This is a genomic window from Glycomyces rhizosphaerae (assembly GCF_042647865.1).
GTDB lineage: Bacteria > Actinomycetota > Actinomycetes > Mycobacteriales > Micromonosporaceae > Glycomyces > Glycomyces rhizosphaerae.
This window is the reverse complement of sequence record NZ_JBHRWO010000020.1, coordinates 141,915-167,724: the sequence shown is the minus strand read 5'-3', so window position 1 is coordinate 167,724 and position 25,810 is coordinate 141,915. Positions and strand designations below refer to the sequence as shown.

At 70.6% G+C, this 25,810-nt stretch carries 22 protein-coding genes; 15 read left to right on the top strand and 7 right to left on the bottom strand.

The window, feature by feature from the left end; translation table 11 throughout:
• Positions 1 to 101 precede the first annotated feature (101 nt).
• Positions 102 to 1,682, top strand: coding sequence for a serine/threonine protein kinase (locus ACFO8M_RS19930; RefSeq protein ID WP_387978793.1), 1,581 nt, complete (start codon positions 102 to 104; stop codon positions 1,680 to 1,682).
• A gap of 240 nt (positions 1,683 to 1,922) precedes the next feature.
• Positions 1,923 to 4,640 carry an ATP-dependent RNA helicase gene (locus tag ACFO8M_RS19925; protein ID WP_387978791.1) on the top strand — a complete coding sequence of 906 codons (2,718 nt, stop codon included), beginning with the start codon at positions 1,923 to 1,925 and terminating at the stop codon, positions 4,638 to 4,640.
• Here the strand turns inward: ACFO8M_RS19925 and ACFO8M_RS19920 are convergent.
• Positions 4,621 to 5,364 carry a M50 family metallopeptidase gene (locus tag ACFO8M_RS19920; protein WP_387978789.1) on the bottom strand — a complete coding sequence of 248 codons (744 nt, stop codon included), beginning with the start codon at positions 5,362 to 5,364 and terminating at the stop codon, positions 4,621 to 4,623. The genes ACFO8M_RS19925 and ACFO8M_RS19920 overlap by 20 nt on opposite strands.
• 107 nt (positions 5,365 to 5,471) lie before the next feature.
• On the opposite strand from ACFO8M_RS19920, the gene ACFO8M_RS19915 reads away from it, so the two are divergent.
• From ACFO8M_RS19915 to ACFO8M_RS19890, 6 genes are all read left to right on the top strand, one after another.
• Positions 5,472 to 5,924, top strand: a complete 453-nt coding sequence (locus ACFO8M_RS19915) for a hypothetical protein (RefSeq protein ID WP_387978787.1) — start codon at positions 5,472 to 5,474, stop codon at positions 5,922 to 5,924.
• Between the two features lie 223 nt (positions 5,925 to 6,147).
• Positions 6,148 to 7,560 (top strand): carbohydrate-binding protein, encoded by a 1,413-nt coding sequence (locus ACFO8M_RS19910; RefSeq protein ID WP_387978785.1) that lies wholly within the window; start codon positions 6,148 to 6,150, stop codon positions 7,558 to 7,560.
• A gap of 130 nt (positions 7,561 to 7,690) precedes the next feature.
• On the top strand, positions 7,691 to 8,959 hold the full coding sequence (locus ACFO8M_RS19905; protein WP_387978783.1) for an ABC transporter substrate-binding protein: 1,269 nt from the start codon (positions 7,691 to 7,693) through the stop codon (positions 8,957 to 8,959).
• Between the two features lie 78 nt (positions 8,960 to 9,037).
• Positions 9,038 to 9,988 carry a carbohydrate ABC transporter permease gene (locus ACFO8M_RS19900; RefSeq protein WP_387978782.1) on the top strand — a complete coding sequence of 317 codons (951 nt, stop codon included), beginning with the start codon at positions 9,038 to 9,040 and terminating at the stop codon, positions 9,986 to 9,988.
• Complete coding sequence (locus tag ACFO8M_RS19895) at positions 9,985 to 10,929, top strand: carbohydrate ABC transporter permease (protein WP_387978780.1); 945 nt, start codon at positions 9,985 to 9,987, stop codon at positions 10,927 to 10,929. Before ACFO8M_RS19900 ends, ACFO8M_RS19895 begins: the two co-directional genes overlap by 4 nt.
• Positions 10,930 to 10,949: 20 nt before the next feature.
• Positions 10,950 to 11,993, top strand: a complete 1,044-nt coding sequence (locus ACFO8M_RS19890) for a LacI family DNA-binding transcriptional regulator (RefSeq protein ID WP_387978778.1) — start codon at positions 10,950 to 10,952, stop codon at positions 11,991 to 11,993.
• A 125-nt stretch (positions 11,994 to 12,118) separates the two neighbouring features.
• On the opposite strand, the gene ACFO8M_RS19885 is transcribed toward ACFO8M_RS19890, so the two are convergent.
• Complete coding sequence (locus ACFO8M_RS19885) at positions 12,119 to 12,262, bottom strand: GPGG-motif small membrane protein (protein WP_387978776.1); 144 nt, start codon at positions 12,260 to 12,262, stop codon at positions 12,119 to 12,121.
• Between the two features lie 266 nt (positions 12,263 to 12,528).
• Here ACFO8M_RS19885 and ACFO8M_RS19880 point away from each other — a divergent pair, with 266 nt between their 5' ends.
• The gene (locus ACFO8M_RS19880; protein WP_387978774.1) at positions 12,529 to 14,226 is read left to right on the top strand and encodes a bifunctional 3'-5' exonuclease/DNA polymerase; all 1,698 of its coding nucleotides are present in this window, start codon (positions 12,529 to 12,531) and stop codon (positions 14,224 to 14,226) included.
• Between the two features lie 51 nt (positions 14,227 to 14,277).
• On the opposite strand, the gene ACFO8M_RS19875 is transcribed toward ACFO8M_RS19880, so the two are convergent.
• Complete coding sequence (locus ACFO8M_RS19875) at positions 14,278 to 16,173, bottom strand: N-acetylmuramoyl-L-alanine amidase (protein WP_387978772.1); 1,896 nt, start codon at positions 16,171 to 16,173, stop codon at positions 14,278 to 14,280.
• Between the two features lie 240 nt (positions 16,174 to 16,413).
• On the opposite strand from ACFO8M_RS19875, the gene ACFO8M_RS19870 reads away from it, so the two are divergent.
• The 4 genes from ACFO8M_RS19870 to ACFO8M_RS19855 are packed head-to-tail and all read left to right on the top strand — an operon-like array spanning position 16,414 to position 20,045.
• Positions 16,414 to 17,334, top strand: a complete 921-nt coding sequence (locus ACFO8M_RS19870; RefSeq protein ID WP_387978770.1) for an ABC transporter ATP-binding protein — start codon at positions 16,414 to 16,416, stop codon at positions 17,332 to 17,334.
• Positions 17,331 to 18,152, top strand: coding sequence for an ABC transporter permease subunit (locus tag ACFO8M_RS19865; RefSeq protein WP_387978768.1), 822 nt, complete (start codon positions 17,331 to 17,333; stop codon positions 18,150 to 18,152). The genes ACFO8M_RS19870 and ACFO8M_RS19865 overlap by 4 nt, the downstream gene beginning before the upstream one ends.
• Before the next feature lie 10 nt (positions 18,153 to 18,162).
• Positions 18,163 to 19,374 carry a sensor histidine kinase gene (locus ACFO8M_RS19860; protein ID WP_387978766.1) on the top strand — a complete coding sequence of 404 codons (1,212 nt, stop codon included), beginning with the start codon at positions 18,163 to 18,165 and terminating at the stop codon, positions 19,372 to 19,374.
• Positions 19,371 to 20,045 carry a response regulator gene (locus tag ACFO8M_RS19855; protein WP_387978764.1) on the top strand — a complete coding sequence of 225 codons (675 nt, stop codon included), beginning with the start codon at positions 19,371 to 19,373 and terminating at the stop codon, positions 20,043 to 20,045. The genes ACFO8M_RS19860 and ACFO8M_RS19855 overlap by 4 nt, the downstream gene beginning before the upstream one ends.
• A gap of 138 nt (positions 20,046 to 20,183) precedes the next feature.
• Here the strand turns inward: ACFO8M_RS19855 and ACFO8M_RS19850 are convergent, their stop codons facing one another.
• The gene (locus tag ACFO8M_RS19850; RefSeq protein ID WP_387978762.1) at positions 20,184 to 20,951 is read right to left on the bottom strand and encodes a class I SAM-dependent methyltransferase; all 768 of its coding nucleotides are present in this window, start codon (positions 20,949 to 20,951) and stop codon (positions 20,184 to 20,186) included.
• A 31-nt stretch (positions 20,952 to 20,982) separates the two neighbouring features.
• Positions 20,983 to 21,516, bottom strand: a complete 534-nt coding sequence (locus ACFO8M_RS19845; RefSeq protein ID WP_387978761.1) for a GNAT family N-acetyltransferase — start codon at positions 21,514 to 21,516, stop codon at positions 20,983 to 20,985.
• A gap of 151 nt (positions 21,517 to 21,667) precedes the next feature.
• Here ACFO8M_RS19845 and ACFO8M_RS19840 point away from each other — a divergent pair, with 151 nt between their 5' ends.
• Positions 21,668 to 22,318: an HAD-IA family hydrolase gene (locus ACFO8M_RS19840; RefSeq protein ID WP_387978759.1), complete on the top strand. Its 651-nt coding sequence runs from the start codon at positions 21,668 to 21,670 to the stop codon at positions 22,316 to 22,318.
• Positions 22,319 to 22,444: 126 nt separating this feature from the next.
• Entirely contained in the window at positions 22,445 to 23,137 is a 693-nt protein-coding gene (locus tag ACFO8M_RS19835; RefSeq protein WP_387978758.1) for a hypothetical protein, read from the top strand.
• A gap of 16 nt (positions 23,138 to 23,153) precedes the next feature.
• On the opposite strand, the gene ACFO8M_RS19830 is transcribed toward ACFO8M_RS19835, so the two are convergent.
• Entirely contained in the window at positions 23,154 to 23,726 is a 573-nt protein-coding gene (locus ACFO8M_RS19830) for an SWIM zinc finger family protein (RefSeq protein ID WP_387978756.1), read from the bottom strand.
• The gene (locus ACFO8M_RS19825) at positions 23,723 to 25,624 is read right to left on the bottom strand and encodes a DEAD/DEAH box helicase (protein ID WP_387978754.1); all 1,902 of its coding nucleotides are present in this window, start codon (positions 25,622 to 25,624) and stop codon (positions 23,723 to 23,725) included. Before ACFO8M_RS19825 ends, ACFO8M_RS19830 begins: the two co-directional genes overlap by 4 nt.
• Between the last annotated feature and the right edge of the window lie 186 nt (positions 25,625 to 25,810).

Genomic DNA, 25,810 nt, shown 5'->3' with positions numbered 1-25,810 from the left:
CGTTCGGGCCGAGCCGTGCCCGGCCGCCCTCAGGTGCGCTCGCACCTCCCGACTAAGCTCTCCCTCGTCCCCTGCTCCCCTAATCAGAAGCGAGGCCGAGGGTGGAACCCGGGAACCTGATCGCTGGCCGATACCGCCTAGAGCAGCGCCTGGCAGCAGGCGGCATGGGCGCGGTGTGGCGCGGCACCGACACCCGGCTGAACCGCGTCGTCGCCATCAAACTCCTCCATTCAGGACTGTCCGGGAACGACCGGTTCCGCGCCCGCTTCCACCAGGAGGCGCAGGCCGTGGCCCAGCTCCAGTCGCCCGGGATCGTCGGCCTGTACGACTACGGCGAGGAGCAGGCGCCCGAGGGGCTCGTCTCCTACCTCATCATGGAGCTCGTGCGCGGCGAAGCGCTCGACAACGTGCTGCGTCAGCGGGGCCGCCTGTCCCCCAACGAGACGCTGAAGATCATGGCGTCCGCGGCCGAGGCGCTCGACGTCGCCCACCAGGCCCACATCATCCACCGCGACATCAAGCCGGGGAACCTGCTCGTCGGGTCCGACGGCAGCGTCAAGGTCGTCGACTTCGGCATCGCCGCCGCCAAGGGCGGCGCGGGCCTGACCGAGACCGGCACCGTCATGGGCACCCTCGCGTACGCGTCGCCCGAGCAGCTCCAGGGCGCGCAGCTGACCGGCGCGACCGACCTGTACTCGCTGGGCATCGTCGGCTACGAGTGCCTCGCGGGGAGGCCCCCGTTCGCCGGGAACGAGCCGACCGCCGCGATCGCCGGCCACCTCACCGGCCAGCCCGGGCCGCTCCCTCCGGACGTGCCGGGCCAGGTCGGACAGATCATCATGCGCCTCTTGGCGAAGGACCCGCGCCAGCGCTTCGCCTCGGCCGCCGAGCTCGCGCAGGTGTGCAGGGCCGGCGGGATGGGCGGCGGGACCACCGCGATGCTCGCCCCGGCGGCGCCGCCTCCGCAGTCCCCCCAGGCCACCCAGGTGATGTCGCCGGGCGCGGCCGGGGCGATGGGCGCGGGGATCGTCGCGGCGCACACGTCGCCGCACCAGATGCAGCAGGACGAGTACGGCGGGGCCGGGACCGGCCAGTACCGCACCGGCGCCAACGGGGAGCGTCCGCTGCCGCCGCCGCGCGAGCAGGAGAAGCCCAGACGCAATCCGACCGGCCCGATCCTGGTGGTCGTGGCAGGAATCGCGATCATCCTCATCGCACTGTTCATGATCAAGCCGTGGGACAAGTCCGGCGCCGAGGACGATACGACCGCTGACGGCGGCGGGACCTCCGACACGGCGACCGACGCGGCCCAGGAGTCCACGGAGGACGCCGAGGAGACCACCGCGGAAGACGACGGCGGCGACGAGAACCAGGGCGAGGACGACTCGAACAACGAGGACGAGGACAACTCCGACGAGGAGACGTCCGAGGAAGAGCTCCAGCTCGTCGAACTCGAGGACTACACCGGGTGGGACGTCAACGAGGCCATGGCGGACCTCGAAGGGCAGGGTTTCACCGACGTCTCCCCGAGCGCGACGCAGTCGGTGGACCTCGAGCACGGCACCTGCGAGGTCCTCTACCAGGAGCCCGAGGGCGGCACCGAGGTCGGCTACGACACGCCGATCATGCTCGAATACGTGGCCAACGACGACTCCTGCCCGGACGGCAACCTCGGCGGCTGACCGATTGTCGGACCCCCGCGCCACCCTTGTGATCGGGGGTGTCGCAAAGCGACACACCCGGGCGCGGGGGCCGGATCCACCCCGGCCTGTCGCACCCGTCGGGCACTGTTGATTCGGGGGACCCTGCGAATGCCCGATTTGCCGGGAACCGCCGTTCACGTTCAACCGCACCACGCCTAGCGGCCGCAATCCTTCGGACGCGGAGTCGCCGCTCCACGAGCCTCGGCGAGAATGGTCGACATGCCGCAACCGCCCGCGCCGCCTGACCTGCCGATCCGCGAAGCCCTACCCGAGCTCCTGGAAGCAGTGGCGCGCACCGGGACCGCCGTCCTCGCCGCGCCTCCCGGAACCGGCAAGACCACGCTCGCGCCGCTCGCCCTCGCGGGCCTCATCCCCACCGAGGCCACAGCCTCGGGAAATGCCGCGTCACGTGTGACACGTGATATGCCACAGCGCCGCGTCCTCGTGGCCGAACCCCGGCGGCTCGCCACCCGAGCCGCCGCCACGCGCATGGCCGCGCTCCTCGGCGAGAAGGTCGGCGAACGCGTCGGCTACCAGATCCGGGGCGAAACCCGCCGGTCGGCCGCGACCCGCGTCGAGGTCGTGACCACCGGGGTCCTCCTCAACCGGCTCATCGCCGACCCCGAGCTGCCCGGTGTCGACCTCGTCGTGCTCGACGAGTGCCACGAGCGCCACCTCGAGACCGACACCGCCTGCGCCTTCCTCGCCGAGACCCGCCAGATCCTGCGCCCCGACCTCGGCCTCGTCGCCGCCTCCGCCACCGCCGACATCGGGCTCTGGACCGCGCTCCTCGGCGCCGAGGGCGAACCCGCGCCCGCCGTCGGCTCCGAACCGATGCGCCACCCCGTCGACATGCACTGGGCTCCACCGAGAGAGCGCCTCAACGCCCCTGACGGGATGCGGGTCGATCCGAGGTTCCTCGCCCATGTCGCCCACGTGGTCGAACGCGCCCTCGACGCCGGAGACGGCGACCTCCTGGTCTTTCTTCCAGGTGCTTCGGAGATCCGCAGGGTGGCCGAGCGCCTGGCCCACCGTGAGGCAGGAAGCCTCGGATCCGATATATATCAATTGCACGGATCGATTTCGTCTGCCGAGCAGGACCGTGCGATGCGCATCGGGGACCGCCGCAGGGTCGTGCTCGCCACCGACATCGCCGAATCCAGCCTGACGGTGCCCGGGGTGCGGATCGTGGTGGACGCGGGCCTCGCCCGCCGGCCGTTGATCGACCACGCCCGCGGCTTGCCGGGCCTGACCACGGCCTATGCCTCCCGCGCCTCGACCGACCAGCGTGCGGGCCGCGCCGGACGCGAAGGCCCCGGCGCGGTGTGGCGGTGCTGGAGCGAGGCCGAGCACCTCCGCCGCGCCGCGCAGCCCGCCCCGGACATCGCCTGCTCCGACCTCACCGCGTTCCGCCTTCAAGCCGCCTGCTGGGGCACCCCGGTCGACGACCTGGCGCTGCCGGGCCGGCCGCCCGCCGGGGCCGTCGAAGCGGCCGAGGCCACGCTGCTCTCCTTGGGCGCCATCGACAATGACGGCTCAGCGACCGAACGAGGCCGGGCACTGGCCCGCATGGGCGTCCATCCTCGACTGGCGCGGGCGCTCGTGGACGGCGCCCGACGCGTCGGCACCGAGAAGGCCGCCGAGGTCGCCGCACTCTTGAACCTCGACCGCCGCGCGAGAGGCGACGACCTCCTCGCGCAATGGCGGCAGCTGCGGACCGGCCGCGACCGCCAGTGGCAGAACGAGGTCAAGCGCCTCACCCGCTCCCTCAGCGCTTCAAACGGCCCCGGCGACAGCGCACCGGACTCCACCGACTCGCGGTCGGGTGCCTCAGCCGGTCCGGGACCGGACCCCGCACGGTCGCACAGCAACGCAGCACGCTCCGGTCAAAGGTCGGCCGCTTCCCGTCCGAGCCGGCCCGTCAGCGACGACGAGGCCGCCGCCACCGTCATCGCCCTGGCCTTCCCCGAGCGGGTCGCCAAACGCCAAGAGGGCGCGCCCGCCAAGGGCAAGGCGACGGCCTCGAACCGTCCGCCCGCCGCGACGAGCTCGGGCCAGTGGCGCACCGTCGCCGGGACCGGCGCAGTGGCCGCCGAGGGCTCCCCGCTCACCGGCAGCGAATGGCTCGCCATCGCCGACGCCGACCGCTCCCCCGGCCGTGCCGCCGCCATGATCCGCGCAGCCGTCCCGATCGACGGTGAACTCGCCTGCGAACTGGTGGGCGACAGCGTGAGCGAACGCGTCGAATGGGACACCGAGCGCCGAGACGTGACCGCGCGGTCCGTGCGGTCGCTCGGGGCGATCGAGGTGTCCTCGGAGCCGCTGCGCCGGCCCGACCCCGCGCTCGTCGCGCAGGCCCTCGCCGAAGGGCTGCGCCGCGAAGGCCTCGGCCTGCTCCGCTGGTCCGAGGAGTCGAAGCGACTGCGCGACCGCATGGCCTTCTGCCATCGCGCGCTGGGCGAACCCTGGGCCGACGTCTCGGACGCGGCGCTCGCGTCCGGCACCGACTGGTTGGAGCCGTGGTGGTCCCGGGCCAGGCGCCGATCCGACGTGGAGCGCATCCCGGTCGGTCAGGCGCTGCGGAACCTGCTGCCGTGGCAGGCCGGGATCGACGAGACCGCGCCCGAAGCGCTCCCGGTGCCCAGCGGCCGCGAGGCCCGCGTCGACTACTCCGGTGAAGCGCCGGTGCTGGCCGTGAAGCTCCAGGAGATGTTCGGGGCCGTCGACACCCCGCGCATCGCCGGGGTGCCGGTGCTCCTGCACCTGCTCAGCCCCGCCGGGCGGCCGCTCGCGGTCACCGCCGATCTCAAGTCGTTCTGGGAAGGGCCCTATCGGGAGGTGCGCAAGGAGATGCGCGGACGCTACCCCAAGCACCCGTGGCCCGAGGACCCTTACTCGGTGGCGCCGACCGCGAAGGTCAAGCGGCACCTCCGTTGAAAAGGTTCCATTCGTCGAAAGGCAGGAGCATGTAAGTCCCCCACACGGCGGCGGCGATCGTGGCGAGGGAGAACAGGAAGATCCAGGCCCCGGCCGGGACCGGCGTGATCCCGGCGAGCTGGTCGGCGTCGGACTGGCCCGAGCCGCGTCGGCTGCGGCGCCTCGACCCCAGCTCCATCACCGGCTTGACCGCGCCGAGCAGCAGCAGCCAGGCCCCGACGTAGGCGGCGACGGTCTGCACGATCGCGTTGCCGTACCAAGTCGCCGCGAAGACGCCCGCGCCGACCACGATGAGGGCCAGCGCGCCGTACCAGTTGCGGATGAAGACGAGCATGATCGCCAAGAGCCCCAGCGTGATCCACAGCAGCAGGACGATGCGGCCGGCGCCGGTGAGGGCCGCGAAGGCCAGGCCGAGGGCGGCGGGGGCGGTGTAGCCGGCGAAGAGGGTCATGGCGGCGCCGAACCCGGTGGGTTTGCCGCGGGAGAAGGTGAGGCCCGAGGTGTCGGCGTGGAGGCGGATGCCGGTGAGGCGGCGGCGCATGAGGATCGCCATGAACGCGTGCCCGCCTTCGTGGGCGATGGTGACCAGGCCGCGGGTCCAGCGCCATACGGGCGTGTACAGGACGGCTGCGGCCGCAGCGGCCAGGCAGGCGAGCATGACCCAGACGGGCGGGGTGTCCTGGGTCTGGGTGAGGGTGTCGAAGACGGTTTCGAAGGATTCCACTTGGCCTCGGCTATTCGGGGTGCATCGGTCGCGCGGTGAAGAATGATCGTAGCCGCGCCCGTATGGTAGAGGGGGAAGAGGCACCTCCTCGTGGAAGGACGGCCCCCATGGGCACCGACGACCGCCCCGATCCGCATCTGAGCTTCCTCGAGATGACCGACAGTCTCGTGGAGGATCTGGCGATGCACAACCTCAAGGCGCGCGAGAAGCTGCGGGAGGGCATCGCGTGGCTCGAGGCTCGTCGTGACGACGCCGACCCCGCCGAGAACGCCGACATCGAGATCCTGCTGGCCCAGTGCCATGACGCGCTGAAGCGGATGGAGTCGCTGCGGGGCACGTATCAGGATGTGCGGGCGATCAACGCGGCGGCGCACGCCGAGCACGTGGAGTGGCTGGAGAAGCGGATGCTCGGCGGGACCGAGTCGCCCGAGGAGCTGCGGGAGCGCCAGCGCCGCCTGGAGCGGTTGCGGGAGGAGCGCCAGGCGCGGCTCGGGGATCTGCAGCGCCGGTCGCGGGAGACGCAGCAGCCGCACACCGAGGGCGACGAGGGTTCGCACTGAGGCCCGCCTTGCGGCGGGTGACCGATAACCAAGGGCAGCAAGGGCTTACCTGCGGTTCCTTGCCTCTGGGCCGATAACGGTTCGGCCACGATCCATTGACATGTACCAATTTGTTCGGTAGGAATGAGTCCTGGACCGAATGAGAGAGCGCTCTCTCATGATCGATCTGAAGCCAGATCAGATCTGAGAGAGCGATCTCTGAACCCTCGGCAAAGGAGCCGTCATGGCAACATCGCAGACCTCCGAACGACAGCACGCACCCCGGCGCCGGCTCGCCCGCGTCATCGCCGCCGCCTCCGCCGGAGCCGCCGTGATCGCGGCGGCGACCCTCACCATCACCACCGCGAACGCCCAGGACGGCCCCGAGGCCGCGCAGACCTGGGAGCTCGCCTGGTCCGACGAGTTCAACGGCTCAGGCGGATCCCAGCCCTCCACATCGGACTGGATCTACGACATCGGGCACAACTACCCCGGCGGGCCCGCGAACTGGGGCACCGGCGAGATCGCCGCCCACACGAACAATCCCGCGAACGTCTCGATGGACGGCAACGGGCACCTCAAGATCACCGCCCTGCGCGACGGCGCCGGGGCGTGGACCTCCGCGCGCATCGAGTCCGTCCGCACCGACTTCAAGCCGCCTTCGGGCGGGTCGCTGAAAGTCGAAGGGCGGCTGCAACTGCCGCAGGTGACCGGTGAGCAGGCGCTCGGGTACTGGCCCGCGTTCTGGGCCCTGGGCTCGCCGTTCCGCGGGAACTACCACAACTGGCCCGGCATCGGCGAGTTCGACTTCATGGAGAACGTCAACGGTCTGGACTGGACGTTCGGCACCCTCCACTGCGGTGTGGCGCCGGGCGGGCCGTGCAACGAGTTCAACGGGATCGCCGGCCAGACCTACTGCGGCGGGTCCTGCCACAACGGCTTCCACACGTACGGGTTCGAGTGGGACGAGTCGGGTGCGGCGGGCCAGCTGCGCTGGTACGTGGACGGGACCCTGTACCACACCATCGACGAAGGCGACCTGCCCGCGGACACGTGGGCCCAGATGACCGACCACGCCGGGTACTTCCTGATGCTGAACCTGGCGATCGGCGGGGCCTTCCCCGACGGGGTGTCGGGGCAGACGACGCCCACGGCGGCCACGGTGCCGGGGCATTCGATGCTCGTCGACTACGTGCGGGTGTACACCTCCGGGGGCGGCGGCAACGGTGAGCCGACCGAGGAACCGACGACGCCCGGCGGGGGCACCCGCGACGCCTACGCCACGGTCGAAGCGGCCTCGTTCGACGCGGCCTCGGGCGCGACGGCCGGCGGCTCGTCGATCGGCCCGCTCGGCAACGGCGACTGGGTCCGCTACGACGACATGAACTTCGGCTCGACGAGCCCGGTGGACTTCACCGCCCGGGTGGCCTCAGGGGCCGCGGGCGGGGTGAGCGGCCTGGTCGAAGTCCGGATCGACTCGGCCACGGCGAACCCGATCGGCTCCTTCTCGATCGCGAACACCGGCGGCTGGTCCTCCTGGCGGGACGTGCCCGGCAACGTGAACTCGGTGACCGGGACCCACGACGTGTACCTCACCTTCACCTCAGGCCAGTCGCAGGACTTCGTGTCCGTGCAGGCGTTTGCCTTCAGACGCTGAGACTCGCTCTGGGCGCGGCCGGGATTCCGGCCGCGCCTCCCCTACGACGCAGAGAGCGCTCTCTCAACGCCGTCGCCCCACGATCCCCCGCGGCACTCCGCGGATCCCTCACCTTAGGAGAGAAGCACCGATGAACACCAGACCGATCCGCAACGCCCTGGCGGCCGCGACCGCCGCGGCACTCGTCCTCGCCGGGACGGCCGCCTGCTCCGGCGGGGACGACGACGGCACGATCACCCTCAGCGTCGGCCTGTTCGGCGACTTCGGCTTCGGGCCGCTCTACGAGGAGTACACGAAGCTGCACCCCGAGATCGAGTTCGAGGAGCGCATCGCCGAGTTCGCCGACCACCACACCAACCTCACCACCCACCTCGCGACCGGCTCCGGCACGGCCGACATCGAAGCGGTCGAGGTCGGCTACATCTCGCAGTACACCGCCCAGCCCGACCGCTTCCACAACCTCCTCGACCTCGGCGCCGACGACCTCGAAGGCCAATGGCTGGACTGGAAGTGGCAGCAGGCCCTCTCCAAGGACGGCGAGTCGCTCATCGGGCTCGGCACCGACGTCGGCGGCATGGCCATGTGCTACCGCCGCGACCTGTTCGAGGCCGCCGGACTCCCGGTCGAACGCGACGAGGTCTCCGCGCTGTGGGCCGAGTCCTGGGAGGACTACGTGAACGTGGGCCGCCAGTACTCCGAGGCCACCGGCGGCGACTACTTCTTCGAGTCCTCCGGGAACATGTTCCGCGCCATGGTCGAACAGGCCGACGAGGGCGTCTACGACCGCGAGGACAACCTCGTCGTCGAGTCCAACCCCGCCATCGGCGAAGCCTGGGGCCTCACCGTCCAGGCCATCGAGGCGGGCATGTCGAACCGGCTCCAGGCCTGGACGCCCGAGTGGAACGCCGGGTTCGGCGAGGGCACCTTCGCGACCATCATCTGCCCGGCGTGGATGACCTCCTACATCGAGACGAACGCGCCCGACTCGGCCGGGCAGTGGGACATCGCCACCGTGCCCGGCGGCGCCGGGAACATGGGGGGCTCGCACCTCGTGCTGCCCGCCCAGGGCGACCACCCCGAGGAGGCCTACGCGTTCCTCGAATGGCTCACCGCGCCCGAGCAGCAGCTCAAGGTGTTCGAGTCCACCGGGAACTTCCCGTCCACACCGGAGCTGTACGAGGACGAGGCCCTCACCGGCATGACGAAGACGTACTTCAACGACGCGCCCGTCGGCCAGATCTTCACGGCCGCAGCGCAAGCCGTCGAACCGCAGTACCAGGGCCCGCTCCAGGGCGACGTGCTCGCGACCATCGGCCAGGGCCTCGGCCGCATCGAGGACGGCAGCCAGACGCCCGAAGAGGCCTGGACCCAGGTCCTGAGCGACCTCGAATCGTTCTAGCCCCCAGGGGCGGGGCCGGCCGGGCCCTATCGTGATGCCAGGCCGGCCCCGCCTCCCGACGATCGTGAAAGCGAACCGATGACCATCGCCGCCAAGGGGACCACCGGCCGCCAGCGCTTCCAGCACCAGCGCTACCGCCTCGACCTCAAAGCCTCCCCGTACCTGTACATCGCCCCGTTCTTCGTCCTGTTCGCCGCGTTCGGGCTCTTCCCGCTCGCCTACACCGCCTGGGTGTCCACACACGAGTGGAGCCTGCTCGCCGACGAGCACGTGTTCGTCGGCTTCGGCAACTACCAGACGCTCCTGGGCGACCCGTACTTCTGGAACGCCCTGGGCAACACGCTGTCCATCCTGGTGCTCGCCACCGTGCCGCAGCTCTTGGCCGCCCTGCTCCTCGCCCACGTGCTGACGCTGCGGCTGCGCGGGCAGACGTTCTGGCGCATGGGGATGCTCCTGCCGAACGTCGCCTCCGTGGTGGCCGTCGCCGTCATCTTCAGCACGCTGTTCGGCCGCGACTTCGGCCTCGTCAACTGGATCCTCGAATCACTCGGCGCCGGGCGCGTCGACTGGCAGTCCGGCAGTGCCACGTCACATATCGCCATCGCTGTCATGGTGGCGTGGAAGTGGACCGGATACAACGCCCTGATCTACCTCGCCGCGATGCAGGCCGTGCCGCGCGAGGTCTACGAGGCCGCCCACCTCGACGGGGCCACGAGGATGCAGCAGCTGTTCCACGTCACCGTCCCGATGATCCGGCCCACCATCGTGTTCACCGTGATCGTCTCGACCATCTACGGGCTGCAGATCTTCGCCGAACCGCAGCTGTTCGGCGGCGGCGGGCCGAACGGCGTCACCGGCGGCGCCTCACGGCAGTTCCAGACCCTCACGCTCTACCTGTACGAGCACGGCTTCAACCGCGGCTTCGAGTTCGGCTACGCCTCGGCGGTCGCGTGGACGATGTTCGCCGTCATCGTCCTCATCGCCCTCCTCAACTACCTGTTCATCCGCCGCATCAGGAGCGACTCATGACCAGCCCCGCGCCAACCTCGCCGCCCGTCCCCTCCCCCGCCGCCGAAGACACCCGGCGATCGGACCGCACAGCCTTGCCGGGCCGGTCCGATCGCCGGGCACGATCCCGGCTCCGCGCGCTGCGCGAGCAGCCCGGACGCCTCGCCTACCTCACGCTCGTCGCCGTGCTGTTCTTCTCGGGCTTCCCCCTGTACTACAGCTTCGTCGTCGCCTCCCGCGACAACTCGGCGCTCGCGCAGGTCCCGCCGCCGGTACTGCCAGGGGCGAACCTCGTCGAGAACGTCCAACGGGTCTTCGACACCGTCCCTTTCGGCACAGCCCTGTGGAACTCGGTGTTCGTCAGCGCGGTCGTGACCGCCTCGGTGGTGTTCTTCTCGACCCTCGCCGGGTTCGCGTTCGCCAAGCTGGAATTCAAGGGCGCCAAGGTCCTCCTGGTGGCCGTGGTCGCCACGATGATGGTGCCGGTCCAGCTGGGCGTGATCCCGCTGTTCATGCTCATGATCGAACTGGAGTGGACGGACACGCTGTGGGCGGTGATCGCCCCGGGCCTGGTGAGCGCCTTCGGGGTCTTCTTCATGACCCAGTACCTGCGCGGCGCACTGCCGGGGTCGCTCATCGAGTCGGCCCGCATGGACGGCGCCTCGACCTTCCGGATCTTCTGGCAGATCGTCATGCCCGCCGCGCGGCCCGCGGCCGTGGTGCTCGGCGTGCTCACGTTCCTGACCTCCTGGAACGACTACTTCTGGCCGCTCATCGTCCTTTCGAGCCCTGAGCGGCAGACCGTGCAGGTCGCGCTGTCGACGCTCAGCGGCGGGTACGTCACCGACCAGTCGTTGGTGCTGACCGGGACGATGCTGGCTACGCTTCCTCTGCTGGCGGTGTTCGCGCTCTTGGGCAAGTACATGATCAGCGGGATCATGCAGGGCGCGGTCAAAGGCTGAGACGTACGGAGGCGGACGGGATGCGGCGAGCGGAAGCGGTGCCGGGCGGCGGTGCGGTGCGGGGACCCCGCACCGGGCGGCCCACCTTGGAGGAGGTCGCCGAGCGCGCCGGCGTGTCGCGCGCGACGGTCTCACGAGTCGTCAACGGGCAGACCACCGTGGCCGAAGACCTGCGACAGGCCGTGGAGGCCGCGGCGGCCGAGCTCGGCTACGTGCCGCACGCCGCGGCCCGGTCCCTGGTGACGCACCGGACCGACTCTGTGGCGCTGATCCTCCCCGAGTCGCCGAACCGGGTGTTCTCGGACGACCAGTTCTTTCCGAGCGTGATCCGCGGCGTCGCCGGGGAGCTCGACGCGGCCGGGAAGCTGCTGGTGCTGCTCACGACCGGTTCGGCGGAGGCGCGGTCGCGGGCCGAGCGGTACGCGGTGGGCGGGCACGTCGACGGGGTGATGTTCGCGTCGCTGCACGATGCCGACCTGCTGCCGGAGCTCATGCTGCGGCGCGGGGTGCCGGTGGTGTGCAACGGGCTGCCGCACCTGGCGGCGCCCTGCATCGACGTCGACCATGTGGGCGGTGTGCGGGCCGCGGTGGAGTATCTGCTCGCGAAGGGCCGCAGGCGGATCGCGACGGTGGCGGGGCCGCAGGACATGGTCGCCGGGCGGGCCCGCCTGGACGGCTACCGGCAGGCGCTGGCCGCGGCGGACCGGCGCGCGATCGTCGCGGTCGGGGACTTCACCGCCGAATCGGGGCACGCGGGGATGCGGCAGCTGCTCGCGGACGAACCGGATCTGGACGCGGTGTTCGTGGCCTCGGACCTGATGGCGCACGGAGCACTGCAGGCCTTGCGGGAAGCGGGCCGGAGCGTGCCCGCGGACGTGGCGGTGGTCGGCTTCGACGACATCGCTCTGGCGACGTACTGCGACCCGCCGCTGACGACCGTGCGGCAGCCGATCGCAGAGATCGGCCGCACCATGGCCCGGACCATGCTGCGGCTCTTGGAGGGACGCGAGGTCGAACGGCTGACGGTCCTCCCCACGGAACTGGTGGTGCGCGACTCCGCGTAGCGGAGTTCGCGCGCAGCCGCGCAGCGGAGATCGAGTATCGCCGCTTCGCACTGCCGCGTAGCGGCGACGGCGCACTGCCGCGAGCGGTGGCCGCATGCCGGGTACCGCCGCCGCCCACGGCGTGGCTAGGTGAAGATGCTCACCCCGCCGGGGCCGACCAGCAGGCCGACGATGATCACCACTATCCCCAGGAGCACTTGCCCCCGGAAGATCATGGTGATGCCGTAGATGACGAGAATGACCGCGAGAATCCACAGAATCAATGCCATGCGGACCGGTTACCCGGCCCGGCGCAAAGTATGTCTACAGTCGTCTGGCGCCCGGCATCTGCCGGAACCGGCCGTACCACGTGACATGTCACGTATCACCCGACTCGCGGGCCCCCAATACCACCCTGACATGCGGGTCCGACAGGGATCGGCGCCCCGGAGACACGAGGCGGGCGCGCGGACCGGCGCATCGGAGACCAAGGCGACGCGGCTGGTGACGGCACGGATCAGGGCGGAATGTCACAGGCCTGTGATCCACTGGGGGCATGGAGATCGCGTTGGTGCACGGACGCGGCGGGGAAGGCTGGACGATGCCGCTGCCGGGCGGCGCCGTCGCGTACCACGCCGACCTTGCCGCGGCCGTGACGGCGCTCGAAGCCGAGGTGCGAAACGGGCACGGCCCTGAAAGCGCCGATACCGCGGCCGCAGAGCCGAGCGGTTCGGCCGGAGCCGCGCACGAACCCGGCCCCCTGCCTCGCTGGGTGCTGGCCGACGCCGCCCGGGACTACCCGCCGCTGCTGGAGGCCGGGGCCCGCCTCGACCGCTGCCGCGACCTGCGACTCGCCGAGCGCATCCTCTCCCGCGTGGAAGGACACGAGCCGCCCGCCGTCGTCACCGAGTCCGACCCCGACGCCGGGACCCTCTTCGAACGCGAACCCGAACCGGTCGACGGCCCCGCCCTCCTCATCCGACTCCAGGCGACCTGGCTCGACCAGCGCCGCCGCACCGCGGCGGCCGACCTCGCCGGCATGGGCACGCTGCTCGCGGCCGAGTCCGCCGGCGGGCTCGTCGCCGCCGAGATGAGCCGCACCGGCGTCCCGTTCGACCGCGGCGTGCACGACCGCCTCCTGCGCGACCTGCTCGGGCCGAGGCCCACGAAGGGCATGCGGCCCAGGAAGCTCCAGGCACTGGCCGACAAGGTGATCGACGCGTTCGGGCACCAGCTCAACCCCGATTCGACGAAGCAGGTCCTGGCGGCCTTCCACGCGGCCGGTCTCGATGTCAAGACCACGCACTCATGGGAGCTGCACTCCGTCGACCACCCGGCGGTCGAGGCGCTCAAGGTCTACCGCGAGCACGCGCGGGTCTGGGGCGCGTTCGGCTGGAACTGGGCCGACGCGTGGGTCTCCGGGACCGGACCGCGCAGCGACGAGACCGCCGCCGATCCGACGGCCGACCGGGGCCGGTTCCGGCCGGTGTACATCGTCGGCGGGGCCGACACGGGCCGCTGGGGCACTGACGGCGGCGGGGCGCTGCAGCTCCCCCATGCGGTGCGGGAGGCGATCCGGGCCGAGCCGGGTTGGAAGCTCGTCGCGGCCGACGCCGCGCAGCTCGAGCCGCGACTGCTGGCGGCCATCAGCGGCGACCAGGCGATGATCGCCGCCACGGCGGCCGACGACCTGTACACCGAGCTGGCCCCGCGCCTGGGCGGGGAGCGATCGAAAGCCAAGATCGCGCTGATATCCGCGATGTACGGCGGCACCGCCGGGGACGCGGCGCAGCTGGTGCAGCTCATGAAGGACCGGTTCCCGGCCGCGTTCGACCGGGTCGAGTCGGCCGCGCGCATCGGCGAGAAGGGCGGGCTCGTCCGCACCTGGCTGGGCCGGACCGTGCCCGCGCCTTCCGAGCGCTGGTGGCAGACGCTCAACTCCGAGGACGGCACGAGGTCCGCCACCGGCCGCGGCCGCTTCACCCGGAACTTCATCGTGCAGGGCACCGCCGCCGAATGGGCGCTGGTGCTGCTGGCGCTCCTGCGGCGGGCGCTCCACGAGCGCGGCCTCGGTGAGCTCGTGTTCTTCCTGCACGACGAGGTCGTGGTCCACTGCCCGGCCGAACACGCCCAAGCGGTCTGCACGGCGATCGAGCAGGCCGCGGAGGCGGCCACGAGGACGCTCTTCGGCGACGTGCCGGTACGCATCCCGCTGCGCCCCAAGGTGGTCGACAGCTACGCCGAGGCGAAGTAAAGGGCCCGCAGCATCGCCGCGGGCCCTCGAAACTGCGGTGCTACCGGTGCGTCAGACCATTTCGAGCGTGACGTCGGCGGCGTCGACGTACCCGATCCGGTGGCCGATCTGGATCTGGTAGAACACCGTCTCGCCGTTGACGACGAACGTCGGGGTGTTGTAGGTCTTCGCCCACAAGGCCTGCGACCGGAGTTCCTGGCCCACGACATACGACTGGCCGGTGTCGATCGTGGTGACCACGCCGTTCGGGCGGTAGGTCGCCCCGGTGCCCTCGTAGGCGGCGGCCTCGGGGAAGGTGTCGCGCCAGACCGTCACGTCGTCGCGGTTGGGGACGGCGACCTGGCCGCGAGCCGGGGCGAGAACCGGGCTGTCCTCGTGGTTGAGGATCCAGCCCTTCTTGCCCTGGTACCACACGGCGACCCAGTCGCCTTGGACCTCGGCGACGGCGAACTGCTGGCCGTATCCGGCCCGGGCGCCGAGATCGTCGACGGAGTTCGAGGCCTCGTTGAGCAGCGGCGCGTCAAGGCTCGGCTCGGAGTACAGGAACACCGTGGAGGCCCCCCGGACCGGGCACTCGGCGGCGTCGTCGGCGGCGTCGCAACCGGTCATGACCGGGCGGTTGTCGGCGAACTCCGGTGCGACGGTGACGACCTCGGTTCCGATGCCTCCGGAAGCGTGTTCGAGCGGGACGCCCAGGAGCTGGAAGTAGTGCCCCCAGTCCCAGTAGGGGCCCGGGTCCCAGTGGGTCGACTGGGGCACGTTGTCGTGGCCGAGGATGTGGGCGCGGTCGATCGGGACGTCGTAGCGGTCGGCGAGGAAGCCGACCAGTTCGGCCGAATTGCGGTAGAGGATCTCGGTGTACCAGGAGCCGTCGGCGGCGAAGCCCTCGTGCTCGATGCCGAGCGAGCGCATGTTGACGGCCCAGTTCCCCGCCTGCCAGCCGACGTTCTTGTGGTCGAGGTGTTCGGCGATGTGCCCGTCGGAGGAGCGCACGGTGTAGTTCCAGGAGATCCGGGCCGGGTCCTGGACGACGTCGAGGGTTCCGTCGTAGCAGCCCTCGGTGTCGTGGATGACGATCGCGTTGATGTCGATGTCGTTCTCGCGGTCGGCGAGGTCGTGGTTGCCGTACTGGCTGATCGTGGTTCCCCACTGCTCGTACGGAGCGGGGATCCACTCGCAGCCCAGCGAGTCCGGGCAGATCGTGTTCGACGTGTCGGCGGCGGTGAGGCCGAGGGCGGCCATGCCGCTCTCGTCGGGGTCGACGGCCTGCGAGTCGAGCGTGACGGTGCCGTCGTCGGTCTCCTCGGTGGCGCCGGTGGCGATGAGCGCGTAGACCTCGTCGGCGAAGCGGGCGGCGGTGGCCTCGTCCTCGGCGCCCGAGTAGCGGGCGACCGCGGCGTACCAGTCGGCCGGGTCGTCGGATTCGATGCCGAGGTCGGCCGCGTAGTCGGCGAGGAGCGCGGCGCCACCGGCGATGTTCGAGGCCGGGTCGGTGCGCAGCTCCTCCTCGGTCTCGCCGGTCAGGGAGGCCGCGTCGTCGATCGTGATCGGCCCCGGGTCGGCTTCGGGCGCTTCGGATTCGGCCTCGGGGAGCTCCATCGGCCGGGTGTCGTCGCCGCGGGCGTCGTCCTCGTTGTGGTGCCCGGCGCCGTTGAGGGTCGGGACCTCGTCGGTGAGGTGCATGGGACCGAATCCGCCCGCGGTGCTGGGTTGGCCGCCGTGGTCGGTCCAGCGGGACTGCATGTAGGAGACGCCGAGCAGGATCGCCTCGGGCACCTCGTACTCGGCGGCGGCGGCCGTGTACTCGGCTTGGCGGGGCGAGCCCGCGGGCTCCTCGGCGGCGGCGTTCCAGGCGACGGCGCCGAGTTTGGCCGCCGCGGCCAGCGCGGCGGCTCCGGCCGCGACGGCGCGGTGACGGCGCCGCCAACGGGGAAGATTATGTGCCATGGGGTCCCTATCGTGATGTTTTGATACGGCTATCGCGCCATTCTCGGCTATTGCGGCGTGTGATCGAGTGCTCTACAGCGAGGGGACACGAAGGACACATCAGGCCTTTGCCACATCGGGCAACCGTGTTCACATCCGAGGAGACGACCGGAAGTAGTAGTACCCGGGTACCACTCACGTCCCTGAAGTTCGCTCTTGAAACCGATGAAGGGTCGTTTTGCGCGCCGTAGCGTTCTGAGCATGATCGAGATCGAGCACTTGACGAAGCGCTACGGCAAGAAGACGGCCGTAGACGATCTGACCTTCGCCGTCAAACCCGGCGTCGTCACCGGCTTTCTCGGCCCCAACGGCGCAGGGAAGTCCACCACGATGCGCGCCATCGTGGGCCTGGACGCTCCCACCAGCGGCCTCGCCCGCGTCAACGGCAAGCACTACTCCGAGTTCCGCTCGCCGCTGACCGAGGTCGGCGCGCTCCTGGAGGCCAAGTCCGTCCACGCCGGACGCAGCGCCTACAAGCACCTCCTCGCCCTCGCCCGCACCCACGGCATCCCCACGCGCCGCGTCAACGAGGTCATCGACCTCGTCGGCCTGCACGAGGTCGCCGGCAAGCGCGTCGGCGGGTTCAGCCTCGGCATGGGCCAGCGCCTGGGCATCGCCGTGGCGCTCCTGGGCGACCCGGCCGTGCTGATCCTGGACGAGCCGGTGAACGGCCTCGACCCCGACGGCGTGAAGTGGATCCGCTTGCTGCTCAAGGGCCTCGCGGCCGAGGGCCGCACAGTGTTCCTGTCCTCGCACCTGATGAGCGAGCTGGCCCAGACCGCCGAGCACCTGATCGTGATCGGGCAGGGCAGGCTCTTGGCGGACACCACGGTCGACGCGTTCGTGTCGGGCAACGGTGAGGCGCGCGTGCGGGTGGTCTCGCCCGACGCGGCGCGTTTGGCCGAGCACCTTGCGGGTCCGGGGATCACCATCGCGAGCCCCGAGCGCGGGGTTCTGGACGTGTCCGGGACCGAGGCCGCCGTCGTGGGTCAGACCGCGGCCGCGCACGGCCTGGTGCTGCACGAGCTTCGCACCGACCGAGGGTCCCTTGAGGACGCGTTCATGCAGTTGACCGCCGACGCGGTCGAGTACCGCCAGACCACCGAAGGGGCGAACCGATGACCGCCGCTGCTATGACCGACCGCCCCGTGGCCTACACGCCGCCGGCGAACTACAAGCTCAGTGCGGCGGGCCTGCTGCATTCGGAGTGGACGAAGCTGTGGTCGTTGCGTTCGACCTGGATCGTGCTGCTGTGCGCGGCCGTGTTCAGCGCCGGCCTGGGCGCGTTGATCGCGTCGAGCATTCCGACCGAAGAGGCGGTCGGCGGGGCGGAGACGGCGATCGGCGTCTCGATGTCCGGTGTCGCGCTCGCCTCGGTGTTCGTGGCGGTGCTCGGCATCCTGACGGTGACCGGTGAGTACACGACCGGTTCGATCCGTTCCACGATGTCGGCCGCGCCGAAGCGCCTGTCGGTGCTGTGGGCGAAGGCCGCCGTGTTCGGGGCCGTGGTCGCGGTCCTGTTCACCGCCATGGTGTTCCTGACGTTCTTCCTGACGCAGGCGCTGTTCGGCGACTCCGGTTTGGGCGGGGTCTCGCTTTCGGACGACGGGGTGCTCCGGGCGCTGTTCGGGTACGCGGCGATGATCGTGTACTTGGCGCTGCTGGCACTGGGGATCGGTTCGATCCTGCGCAACTCCGCCGGTTCGATCGGGTTCTACATCGGCGTGATCATGATCCTGCCGCAGCTGGCGACCCTGCTGCCGTGGAACTGGGTCGGCGACGTGACGCCGTACGCGCCGGGCAACGTGTCCAACACGATCACGATGGTGGACCCGGCCGGGGCGGACCTGTCGCTGGAGACGTCGTGGCTGTGGATGGGCATCTGGCTCGTGGTCACATACGGGCTGGCGGGCGTCCTGCTCAAGCGTCGCGACGTGTGAGAATGCGCCCGTGGCCGAGGCCGTGACCGTTCCCCGCAAACGCGGGCTGTGGCAGCGGATGCTGGAGTTCGACTCCCGGCATCCGCTGCTTTGGAATCTCTTCCCGATCTTCCTCTACACCTTCGGCGGGTGCCTGGGGCTGGTGGGGATCGCCGTCACCCAGTTCCAGGTCCGCTACCCGCTGCTCCAGGTGCTCCTGGTGGCCATGCTCATGGTGCCGACGATCTGGCGGCGCCGGTTCCCGTTCGCGGTGCTGCTCAGTCAGTTCGTGCCGCTGGCGATCATGATCCCGCTCGGCCTGACCATCGACGAGTCCGCGGGATTCGTCGCCGCGGCGGGCGGGTTGGCGTTCACCGTGGTGCTCTACAACCTGGTTTTGCGGCGTCCGCTCAAGCTCGTGTGGTGGGCGGCGGCGATCTCCATCCTGCCCTCGCTGATCGACTGGTTCGTCAACTATGACTTGACGGTCGGGAGCTTCCTGGGGCTCTTCGCACCGACCGCGCTCTACTTCGGGCTCATAGTGGCGGTGGCGATGCTGGTGCGGACCCGCCGGGAGTTTCAGCATTCCGAGCGCGAACAGGCGGCGCGGGAGGCGGTGTCGGAGGAGCGCACGCGGATCGCGCGGGAGATGCACGACATCATCGGGCACAACCTGGCGGTGATCAACGCGCTCGCGGACGGCGGCGCGTACGCGGCGACGGCCAAGCCCGAGAAGGCGAAGGAGGCGCTCGAGGCGATCGGGCGCACGAGCCGGGAGGCGCTCGGCGAGCTGCGCCGGGTGCTGTCGGTGCTCAAGGCCGAGGACGGCGACGACGTCGAGCTGGCCCCGCAGCCGGGGCTGGCGGAGCTCGACGCACTCGTCGAGCGGGTCCGGGAGGCGGGTCTGCCGGTGACGGTGACCGTGTCGGGTGCGCCTTGGGCGATGTCGGAGAACCAGGAGTTGGCGGTGTACCGCACGGTGCAGGAGTCGCTGACGAACGTGTTCAAGCACGCGGGAGGCGTGAAGCGCGCCCAGGTGTCCATTGAGTACCGTGAGGCGGGCTTGGCGGTCACGGTGTCCAACACCGGAAACCGGGTGGAGGAGGCCGGTACGGCCCGTGGTCTGGCAGGCTTGTCGGAGCGGGCGGCGGCGTTCGGCGGCACCTTGGTGGCCGGTCCCGAGTCGCATGGCGGCTGGCGGGTCGCCTTGTGGCTGCCCCGGAATGGAGAGGAGCGCCGGTGACCACGTTGCTCATCGTGGACGATCACCCCTTGCAGCGCATGGGGTTCCGGATGCTGGTGGAGAGCCAGCCGGACTTGGTGGTGCTCGGCGAGGCCGACAACGGGGCCGACGCGGTGCGCCGCGCGACCGAGCTGGGACCGGACGTGGTGCTCATGGACGTGCGCATGCCGGGCGTGGACGGGATCGAGGCCACAAGGCGGATCATCGCCGCGGGCGGGCGCAGCCGGGTGCTGGTGCTGACCACGTTCGACCTCGACGAGTACGCGTACGCGGCGCTGCGCGCCGGGGCAAGCGGGTTCCTGGTCAAGGACGCCCAGCCCGAGGAGCTGCTCGCGGGCATCCGCGTGGTGGCCGCCGGGGACGCCGTGGTCGCGCCGAAGCTGACGCGCCGGCTGCTCGACCGGTTCGCGGGCCAGTTCCCGGTCGAGGGCGAGGACCACGCTTCGGCGACGGCCGAGCGGCTCGGCGTGCTCACCGACCGCGAGAAGGAGGTGCTGACGGCGATCGGCCGGGGCTGGAACAACACCGAGATCGCCGAGCGGTTCCATCTCGCCGAGTCGACCGTGAAGACCCACGTGGGCCGCATCCTCGCCAAGATCGGCGCCCGGGACCGGGTGCAGGCGGTCATCTTCGCCTACAACACCGGCCTCGTCTCCCCCGACGGCAATTGAGGCCTCGGCCGGTGGCCGGTGACATGTCACATGTCATGGAGGGCTTTCGGCCTGGACGCCATTGCGACCGCGGCTCAGTGGCCGAGGCTCAGTGGTATGTCACCTGTCATGCGGCACGATCGTGGCCGGTGCGGCCGTTCAGACGCGCGTGAACGCGAGCAGGTCGCATTCGGCTTCGATCGGGCGCGGCGCGGTCTCAGCGGCCGCGTCGGCCTCCAGCGCGGCGAGCCCGTCGCGGTACTCCTCTTCGGACAGGTGCTCGTAGACCGACAGCGCCCGCATCCGCTGCCTCCCGGCGTATTCGGCCAGGCTGTCGGCCGACCGGTGGTGCACCTCGGCCAGCCCGGTGTGGGCGAACCCGGCGTCGGCGAACACGTTCACGGTCTCGCCCAAGGTGGGGAACACCTCGGCGTCGATCTCGCGGGTGCGCGGGAAGTACCGGTACAGCAGCAGGTCCTTGAGCCGGTCGGCGAGCGTGGTCGCCATGAGCAGCCGCGCGCCGGGAGCCATGACGCGAGCCAGCTCCCGTGCGGCGGCGGGCTTGTCGGGCACATGGTGCCAGACGAGGAACATGAGCGCCAGGTCGGCGCTCGCATCGTCGAGCGGCAGCTCCGCGGCGTGGCCCGGCACGTACGTGACGAGCGGGTGCGAGGACTCGACATGGGCGACCTCCCGCATCCGCGCCGAGGGTTCGACGCCGATCACGTCGGCCCCGAACTCGTCGGCCAGCGCGGGAGTGAACCGCCCGGTGCCGGAGCCGACGTCGACCACGGTGGTGATGCGGCGGTTCCCGGCGTGTTCGCGGAAGGCCCGGAGCCAGCTGCGGCGGCTCACGGGAAGGAGCCTGCGTCCCTTGGCGTATCCGGCGTGCTGCGTGCGGTCGTAGTCGACGCGTTTGAGTCCCACCCTGTTCCCCCAACTGTGTCAGCGTGCAATGTCATGGCGCGGTGGCGACCCAGTACCGGAGTTTGTCGCCGCGCTGGTCTTCGAGTACCCCGCCGTTGGCTTCGATGACCTTGCGGGAGCCGGTGTTCTCGACGTCGCAGGTGACGAGGGCCTTGTCGATGCCGAGTGCGGCGGCGTGGGGCAGGACCGCGGCGAGCATGGCGGTGGCGTGGCCCTGCCTGCGGGCGGTGGGGCGGATGTCGTAGCCGATGTGGCCGCCGATGTCGCTGAGGTCCTCGTTGAGGTGGTGGCGGAGGTTGATGCGCCCGAGGTGGGTGTCGCCGTCGGTCCACCAGTAGGTGGTGGCGGGGACGAAGTGGGCGGGCGGGTCGGTGATGAGCGTGCGTTCGAAGTCGAGGACGCGTTCGATCCACTGCTCGGTGCCGTCGGGTCGCCCGGCTTCGCGAAGGAGGTCGCCGAGGAGGGAGCGGTCGTCGGGTCCACCGCGGCCTTCGGCGATGAATTCGTGGACCGTTTCGGCGTAGGAGGGGCCGAGGCGGGCGGTGGGGAGGATCAGTTCCGGCACGGGGTCGACGCTAAGTGATCCCCTCGTTTCGCGCAACCGTTATCCGGTGCGGGGGAAAGACTCACGGCGCGATCGGCGAATCCTTCGCGAGAATTATCGTGACCGTCATGTTCCGTTGGTAGCGTGACGGTTCGACTCGAGGAGGGTACGCATGGGCGATTCGGTGCTGACGGCTTCGTTGCTGCTGTTCGACATGGACGGGACGCTGGTCGATTCGACGGCGTCCGTGGAGCGGGCTTGGGGTCGGTTCGCGGACCGGCACGGTCTGGAGGCGTCCGCGATTCTGGCGGTGGCGCATGGGCGGCCGACGATCGAGGTGGTCGCGGAGTTCGCGCCGCGCGGGGTGGACGTGGTGGCCGAGACGGACCGGATCGAGGCGGAGGAGATCGACCGTACGGACGGGATCAGCGAGATTCCGGGGGCGGCGGCGCTGCTGCACGGCCTGGACCGGGACCGGTGGGCGGTGGTCACGTCGGCGACGCGGGCGCTGACGACGCGGCGGCTCGCGGCGGTGGGGATTCCGCTGCCGAAGATCCTGGTCGCGGCTGACGACGTGACGAAGGGCAAGCCGCATCCGCAGCCGTACATGTTGGCGGCCAAGGCACTCGGGTTCGACGCGTCGGAGGCGGTCGTGTTCGAGGACGCGCCGGCGGGTCTCAACTCGGCGAGGGCCGCGGGCGCGGCCACGGTAGTGGTGGGCGATTACAAGGGCGAGGCGGCCGAGGGTCTGCCGAGGGTCCCGGACTTGCTGTCGGTGACGGTGTCCCCCAACGACTCCGGGATGACGGTGACGCTGGTCTGAACCGCGGGCATTTTGGTGTCGGCCGCAGTCCCGTTCCCGCACTTATTGTCAGCTTTCCGACATCGGCGTTTCCGCTGCGATCGTGGCTCGTTTTACCGCGCGAACCCGATTCGGAGAGAGGCGTCGATGCCGGAGATCCTGCAGACCGTGCTCGTGCAGCTCATTGAGGACGATCCGACGATTGTGGATTGGATGCTCGGACTGACCGGGGATCGTCATGCGCGGTCGCGCTGCGATTCGGCTTCGCTGCTGCGGCGCTCGTCCGAGTCCACCGACGGCCTGGGCCTGGACGCCGTGGTGCGCCTCGATTTCGCCGACGGTGCCGCTCGGATCGTGGTGTGCAAGGTGCTCGCGGAGTGGAATCCCGCGGTGTACCACCGGTTGCCGGTGCATGTCGCCGGCGCCTTCGAGTACTTCCGGCTGCCGGTGAGTCTCCTCCTGCTGTGCCGCACCGATCTGCTGGCCAGGAGGTACCGGCGCGGTATCGAGACGGGCCCCGAGTCGCGCTTCGCCGCTGCCGCGGTCGGGCCTTCCGACATGCCCGAGATCATCACCGACGCCAGTGCGCCGAGCGCCCCCGCCGTGCTCGCATCGGTGGCGCTGCGGCGCGGCGCCCGGGAGCAACCGGTCGAACTGTTCGTCGCGACGATCGACCACTGGCTGGCGCAGCTCGGGCCGGAGCAGGCCGCCGGCTATGCGAGCCGTCTGCTCCGGTTGCTTCCCGAGCAGTCCTCGACGCTGCTGCGGGCGGTCATGGAGTCGGGCGGGCGGCACTATCACGCCAAGTACCGCAGCCGTATTGGGGCGGCCCGGGGTTGAACGGACCGTTCCTCGGTCAGACGGGTTGGGCGGCGTCCATGCTGGCGAGTCGGGCGGCGCGCAGGCGCCCGGCGAGGTCCCTGGTGGGGCCGCCGCGGAGGAGGAGGACGAGCCAGGGGTCGTCGTCCATCTTCGCGGCGCTCACGAGGGCGAGGGCCATGATGTGGGCGCACACCTCGCGGCGGTCGGCGCACGGGCAGGTCGCGGTGATGCGGTTGTGGTCCTCGGTGACGAACTTCTTGGGCAGCAGGCGCATCCCGGTCTCGGCGAGGACGTCGTCGATGCGTTTGGGCAGGCGCCCCGCGAGGAGACCGGCGACGCACGAGGGCGACAGCGAGAGTGCCGTGATCCCTGCGGCCCAGGCGGACGCGTTGTAGACGGGGATGGCGATCTCGGCGTCGAAGACGCCGTTGGTGTCCGTGACGCGGCCGGTCACCGAGCCCGGGTCGATGCTCATGCCGGTGACGGCCGCGTGCCCGGCGAGGGCGCGGCCCTTGACGATGCGCTGGTCGGGGTAGTTGAGGCCGATGGTCTCCAGGGCGCGCCACCATTTGCGGCCCCACCAGGTCCGGCCGTACGGGTCGCTCACAGGTGGCCTCCGTCGTCGAGTTCGATGAGCTTGCGCAGTTGGGAGTCGTCGAGGTCGCCCATCCAGTCCTCGCCGTTGCCGACCACGGCGTCGGCGATGGCCCGCTTGCGGGCGAGGAGTTCGTCGACGCGCTCTTCGAGCGATCCGGCGGTGACGAGCTTGTGGACGTGCACGGTGCGGGTCTGGCCGATGCGGTGCGCCCGGTCGGTGGCCTGGTCCTCGACCGCCGGGTTCCACCAGCGGTCGTAGTGGACGACGTGCGACGCGCCGGTGAGGTTGAGGCCGGTGCCGCCGGCGCGGAGGGACACGAGCAGGATCGCCGGGCCCTCGCCGGTCTGGAACTCGTCGACGAGCCGGTCGCGGGCGGGCTGGTCGAGACCGCCGTGCAGGAACGGCGCGGCCACGCCGAGCTCGGCGTGGAGGTGGCGCGAGAGCAGCTCCCCCATCTGCCGGTACTGGGTGAAGATCAGGGTCTTGTCGCCCTCGTCGACGACTTCGGCGAGCATCTCGGTGACGCGGTCGAGCTTCCCCGAGCGTTCGGCGAGGTCGCCGTCGCCCTCCCCGACGAACTGGGCGGGGTGGTTGCAGATCTGCTTGAGCCGCGTGAGGAGCTTGAGGACGCGGCCGCGGCGGGTGATGCCGTCGCCCAGGCCCTCGTCGAAGGCCTCGCGGATGGCCTCCTTGTACAGCCCGGCCTGCTCGTCGGTCATGGTGCAGGCGACGACCGCCTCGATCTTCGGCGGCAGGTCGGCGGCGACGTCTTCTTTCATGCGGCGCAGCACGACCGGGTCGATGCGGGCGCGGAGGGTGGCGGCCGCGACCGGGTCGCGGCCGATCTCGATGGGGTCGGCGAACCGGCGTTTGAAGTCGGTCTGGCCGCCCAGGAGGCCGGGGTTGACGAACTCGGAGATCGACCACAGCTCCGACAGGTGGTTCTCCACGGGCGTGCCGGTGAGGGCCACCCGGACGCGGCCGGTGAGCTCGCGTACAGCTCCGGCGGTGCGGGAGCGGTGGTTCTTGATGGCCTGCGCCTCGTCGATGACGATCGTGTCGAACGCGATCTGCTTCAGCAGCTTCATGTCGCGCAGCGCGATCGAGTAGGAGGTCACGACCACGTCGGCATCGGTGAGCGGGCCGCGGTGCTTCGTGCGGGCCGGGCCGTGGTGCAGGTGGACGCTGAGCTGGGGCGCGAAGCGGGCGATCTCCCGCTGCCAGTTGCCGACCAGCGAGGTCGGGCAGACCACCAGGTGCGGGGCGTTGCCGGCGCGGCGCACCAGCAGCCCGATCGACTGGAGGGTCTTGCCGAGGCCCATGTCGTCGGCGAGGATGACGCCCGCGCCGCCGTTGGCGGCGGCCTCGAGCCACGCGACACCGTGCGACTGGTATTTGCGCAGGTCGGCGTTGACGCGGATCTCGCCGGGGTCGGAGTGCTGGGCGGTGATGAGCCGCAGGTTGAGCCCCGAATCGGAGCGCATCAGTTCGGTGAAGGACTCCACGAATGCGCCCACCAGGGCCTTCGCCGTCCACACGTGGCCTTCGGAGTGCGGCACCGAGTGGCCCTCGGCGGGCAGCTCCCCGGAGATGCGGTCGAGGTCGTCGAACTTGTCGTCGTCCACCGCGTTCGCGATCCGCGCCCAGATCGCGACCGATTCGGTGATGTCCGGGCGCGAGGCGATCCGGGTGAGCGCGGGCAGGACCGGGCGCACCGGCATGGCCACGCCCTCGACCTCGAGGAGCTCGCCGCCCAGGTAGAGCTCGGCGTCCACCGGGTCACCGGGGGGCAGTCCGAGCTCGGCCACTGCGGCCCCAGGGTGCGCGCCGCCGTAGAACAGGAGCCGCCCATCAGCCGGGGAGGCGTGGTCGGGCAGGAAGGTGGCGTGCAATTCGCTGGGTGGCAACGAGGCTCCTACGGGTCAATGGCAGACGTGCCATTTTGCCACAAGCGCGGTCCCGAACCCAAACGCGCGGTCCGCGGCGGGCGCTTGAGAACGTGCGAAACCGCAGCTCGTCGGTCACCCGACAGTTCAGCGGTGTGCGAATGCAGACGAATGCCTGCCCCGGCGCGGACCGGTCTATCGGCCGCT